This is a genomic window from Agromyces humi, from assembly GCF_009720255.1.
Taxonomy (GTDB): domain Bacteria; phylum Actinomycetota; class Actinomycetes; order Actinomycetales; family Microbacteriaceae; genus Agromyces; species Agromyces humi.
Genome location: NZ_WJSP02000279.1, coordinates 1 through 5,043 on the forward strand (window position 1 = coordinate 1; position 5,043 = coordinate 5,043).

Annotated in this window: 3 protein-coding genes; 1 reads left to right on the top strand and 2 read right to left on the bottom strand. The window is 70.9% G+C overall.

The genetic code is table 11. The features are described from left to right. Together GH736_RS17010 and GH736_RS17015 are read right to left on the bottom strand one after the other, a co-directional pair. Window positions 1-1,486 (bottom strand): FAD-dependent oxidoreductase (locus GH736_RS17010; RefSeq protein ID WP_203230823.1); only part of this gene is annotated, 1,486 nt, incomplete at its 3' end. Beyond that, the gene (locus GH736_RS17015) at window positions 1,483-2,550 is read right to left on the bottom strand and encodes a LacI family DNA-binding transcriptional regulator (protein WP_159605452.1); all 1,068 of its coding nucleotides are present in this window, start codon (window positions 2,548-2,550) and stop codon (window positions 1,483-1,485) included. The genes GH736_RS17015 and GH736_RS17010, both read right to left, overlap by 4 nt. A gap of 169 nt (window positions 2,551-2,719) precedes the next feature. Between GH736_RS17015 and GH736_RS17020 the strand changes: the two genes are divergently transcribed. Further along, window positions 2,720-4,966, top strand: coding sequence for a beta-xylosidase family glycoside hydrolase (locus GH736_RS17020; RefSeq protein WP_159605454.1), 2,247 nt, complete (start codon window positions 2,720-2,722; stop codon window positions 4,964-4,966). Window positions 4,967-5,043 lie beyond the last annotated feature (77 nt).

Genomic DNA, 5,043 nt, shown 5'->3' on the forward strand with positions numbered 1-5,043 from the left:
GGCCGGCCGCTTCGCCGATGTTCCACTCCACCGGGTGGAGCCGGAAGGCCCCGTTGGTGATGTGGGTGGTACCGACGTTCTTGCCCGCGGGCAGGAGGTTCTCCAGCCGGCGGGGGATCAGGGCTCCGAGCGGGATCTCGAAGGGTCGCGAGGGCAGGTCGAGGTAGTTGTCGCCGCCAGTGGTCGGGTGCAGGTCGATGCGGTACATGCCGACGCCGACGCTGTCGTCGAACGTGACCGGGCTCGCATCGCTCCGCACCGCGATCGAGAGGTCGAGCTCCGTCACCGTGGTCTCGGCGAGGATGCGACGCGACTCGCGGATGTACGGCGCCATCGCGAGGCCGTCGGGCCCTTGCGTCAGGTCGGAGCGCAGGCGGAGGCCGGGGTGCCCGGTGCCGCCGTCGGCGCGCGGCGCCTCGGTCTGCAGCCAATAGAGCATCGACAGCGACTGCTGCCGAGCGGATGCCTCGCGCTCCGCGCGCACCGTGTCGGGCACGTCGATGATCGGGCCGTCGATGTAGTCGATCATCGGCCAGTTCACGAGCACGACGTCGCTCGGGTAGGTGCCCGGACGGAAGTTGTGCCGCGCCACGATGCGCCGGAACGTCCAGAGCTCGCGGTCGCCGGCGTCGGCGCGCTGGTCGGCGACGAGGTCGGCCGCGGCGGGGTTCGGCGTGAACGTGCGGGTCGAGATCTCGAGCGTGCGTGGGTCGGGGCCCGTGAGCGAGATCATCGGCGCGCCCCAGAAGTCGGGCTGCACCCGGCGCCACGCGTCGTAGGCGGCCGGGCGGTCGATGGTGTGGTCGCCGTCGACCTGGTCGATCACGAAGCACCAGCTGATCGCCTGCTGGTTGTGGGGCTGCGCCTCATCGGGCGCGCTCGGCTCGCCCGTGTCGCGACGCGACTCGTAACCCGTCACGTACTCGGCGCCGGTGAGCGGCAGCAGGTCGCCGAGCTCGGTCGCGTCGATGACGTAGTCGGCTGCGACGGTGGTCTCCCGACCGTCATCGAGGTGGCGGAAGGTGACCGACTCGACGCGATCGCGGTCGACGGATGCCGCGACGGGCACGGCCGGCTGCAGGATCCGCAGGCGACCCGTCGCCCGGTACGGCGCGAGCATCGACTCGATGACGGCGACGCCGACGAGCGGCTCGGCGCAGACCCGGCCGACTAGGCCGGCACCGGGATTGAGGTGGGGATCCTCGCGTGCGGCATCCGTCAGGGGGTAGTTGCGCCGGTAGTAGTCGCGGATGCCGTCGCGGAGGGCCCGGTAGCGGGCCGTCGCGCCGAACCGCTCGATCCACGTGTGCTCGTCCATCGGCACACCCTGGCTGGTCAACTGGCCCCCGAGCCATCGGTACTCCTCGGTGAGCACGACCGAGCGGCCGCCCTCGAGGGCCCCGAGCGCGGCGGCGACCCCGCCCAGGCCGCCGCCGGCGATGAGGACCTCGGTGCGCAGTTCGACCGGGGTGGTTCGCGGGCTCATTCGGTCGCCTCGGCGGGCCCGGCGAGCGTCACGCCGGCGATGGCCGGGCACGGCAGCGTCTGCCGCAGCTCGTCGGGTCGCACGTCGTCATCGGGGTCGAGGATGCGGGCCAGCAGGCTGGTCGCGGCGCTGGCGAGGGCGGTGCGCGGAGGGCTGAGCCGGGTGAACTCGACCGAGCCCCCGCCCCGACCGGGCTCGGAGAGCACGATCATACTGAGCTGCCGCGGCACCTCGACGCCGTCGCGCGCCGCGAATTCGTGCAGCCGCTCGGCCCATTCGGCGGTCTCGACCACGACGACGGTCGCGCCCGAGTCGCGGATCGCCGCCCAATCGCGCTGGAGGTCGTCACCGAGCGACGGGATGGTCAGCAGCTGCTCGACGGCGGATGCCCCGCCGCGGCGCTCGAGCTCGTCGACGACGCCGGCGCGGCGGTCGAGCACCGACTCGCCTCGGCTGTCGACATGGAGGTAGGCGAAACGCCGGTGGCCGAGCTCCCACGCCTGCCCGATCAGGGCCGCGGTGCCGCTCGCGTAGTCGATGGCGACGTAGGGCACGCCCTCCACGTCGCGACGGCCGACGGCGACGAACGGGAACCCATCGGCGACGAGGTGCTCGAGCTCGGCGTGGTCCATCTCGACACCGAGCAGGAGGCATCCGTCGGCCAGGCGCAACCGATTGTGCTCGTGGAACAGACGACGGGAGCCGTTCACCACCGGCGCGCTCGTGAAGAGCAGCAGATCGCAACCGAGGTCCTCGGCCGCCTGTTCGATTCCGCTGAGCAGCGGGGCGTAGAAGTCCTGGCTCTCGGTCGGGAACGCCGGCTCGTAGGTGAAGACGCCGAGGATCTTGTTGCCCACCCCCGCGAGGCGGCGGGCGGCCGGGTCGGCCACGTAGCCGGTCTCGCGCAGCACCTTGAGCACGCGCTCGCGGGTCTCCTCGGGGATGCGGGCGGCACCGTCGGCCTTGTCGTTCAGCACGAGCGACACGGTCGCCTGGCTGACGCCGGCGAGTTCGGCGATGCGTCGCTGCGTGATGCGCCGCGACGGGGTCTTGGAAGTCGTCATCGAAGTCCTCTGGGTCTTGTCCTGCGGTGCTAATCCGCATTAGCGTGGACACTACCTGATGCTAATGCGCATTAGCAACTCGGTTCCCCAGAATCTCTCGATGGCGATGCAGCCCGTCGACGATACCTCCGGAGTGGATCGGGTGCCCGCGTACCGAAGGAGCTACCGCATGCCATCGACCCGGCGCATCCGCGCCTCGCTCGCCACCGTCGCCCTCGCGGCGCTGGCCCTGACCACCACCCCTGTCGCCATGGCGCCGGCCGCCGCGGCGGCCGAGCCGTTCCCCCAGTTCGCGTACGAGGGGGTGATCACGGAGAAGGAGAAGATGCTCTACAACCCCACGAACGAGTTCATCTTCCCCAGCGTCTTCCACGCGGGCGCGTACCTCGACGACCCGCTCGGCGACTGGTACCTCTACCTCGCGCCGCACGACGCCCCCGCCGGCGTGATGCTCATGTACGCCGACAGCCTCGACGGCCCGTGGACGGAGTACGAGGCGAATCCCATCATCGCGAGCGAGTGGGAGCCGTACTACGACGTCTCCCACGTGTCCTCCCCCGACGCCATCTGGAACGACGAGGCCGGCGAGCTGTTCCTGTACTTCCACGGCGAGAACTCGGTCACCCGCTACGCCTCCTCGAGCGACGGCATCCACTTCGACTACGGGGACATCGTCGTGTCCAACGCGATGGGCGGCCCCGGCGTCACCGAGACGAGCTATGCGCGCGTGTTCAAGCATCCCGACCCCGGCTCGGGATACCGCTACGGCATGTTCTACATGGCGAATTACACCGACAACCACCGACACATCAAGCTCGCCGAGTCGGTCGACGGCATCACGTGGACGGTGCGCCCGGGCACGGTCGTCGATCCCGGCACCGGTGACGGCGGCAACGTCTCGGGCGGCAACCTCTGGGAGTGGGACGACCAGCTCTACGTGATCTACCACAACTCCACCGGCAGCGTCATGGCGCGCCCCATCGACCCCACCCTCACCGACGTCGGCCCCGCCCGGCTCCTGCACCGGTCGAGCGGCACCGGCGACGACACCGGACGCGTCGCAGCCCCCGAAATCGTCGAGGAGGGCGACGACGTCTACCTGTTCTACGAGTCGGGCGATCGGCTCGGCGCCACCATCGCCTACGCCAAGAACGACCCGAACGCCGAGCCCCCGACCGAGCCCGAGCCGATCGGGTGGCCGACCGACCCGGCCGATCCGACGTTCGAGCACTGCGCCGCCGACCGCTCCGACGAGTTCGACGGCACCGCACTGTCGGCCGACTGGGCCCGCGTCGTGCGCGAGGACAGCGCCCGCCACACCGTCGGCGACGGAGTGCTCACCGTCCCCACGTACTCCGGGGGTGTCGCCGCGGCCCCCCTCCCGCAGCAGGAGCTCCCCGACGGGCCCTGGCAGCTCACGACGAAGCTGAGCATCGACGTGTCGCAGCGCTTCCAGCAGGCCGGCCTGCTCCTCTACGCGTCCGACACGGTCTACGGCAAGTTCGACCTCGGCCAGGCCACCGGTGGCAAGACGCTTGAGGTGGTCCGGTACCTGAACGGCAGCAACCGCCAGGACTCCGCCGCCCCGGCGGTCCCGGAGGCCGACACCGTGTGGCTGAGGCTCACGAGCGACGGCATCTCGATCCAGCCGAGCGTCTCCTACGACGGCGCCGCGTTCAGCGACTACGGTCGGGCGTTCTCGATGAACGAGACGCCGTTCACCCACGTCGGGCCGTACGCGTTCCGGGGCACGGCGGGCGCCGCCGAGATCGACGCGACCTTCGACTGGTTCCGCTGGTCGCCGCGACCGGAGGCATACGCGGACTGTGTCGCCGAGGGGGCTCCCGCCGCCGGCGTGCTGAGCTCCACGAGCGGCTGGGAGACCGGGCTCGACGACGGCTCCTTCGACGTGCGCATGAACCTCTGGTGGGGCACGAACGCGAGCGAGTTCCGCCTGTACGAGAACGACGCGCTGATCGCGACGGTGCCGCTGACGGCTTCCTCGCCCGAGGCGCAGGCCGCGTCGGTCGAGATCCCGGACCGGCCGAACGGCACGTACGTGTACCGCGGCGAACTCGAGAACGGCTACGGCGTGACCGCGACCGAGCCGCTCACGGTCGAGGTGACGGATGCCGCGCCGGCACGTCCCGTGCTCCGGAACATGGACTGGGACGGCGACGGCGACCTGCGGCTCGAGGCGAACCTCTGGTGGGGTACCAACGCCGATGCGTGGGAGCTGCGCCAGGATGGCAAGGCGATCGCGAGCGGAACGCTCGTGCCCGCGACGCCCTCCGCGCAGCACGTGGAGATCCCGGTGACCGGTCTCGCGGTGGGCGCGCACGCCTTCATGATCGCATTCACCAATCACGCGGGAACGACGGAGTCGAAGCCGATCACCGTGAAGGTCACGGGCTAGGCCGCGGGTCGGGGGGCGGGCTCAGCCCGCCCGCCGGCCGGCCCCTGGGAAGCCGCGCGGCCGCGGGATTCAGGCGT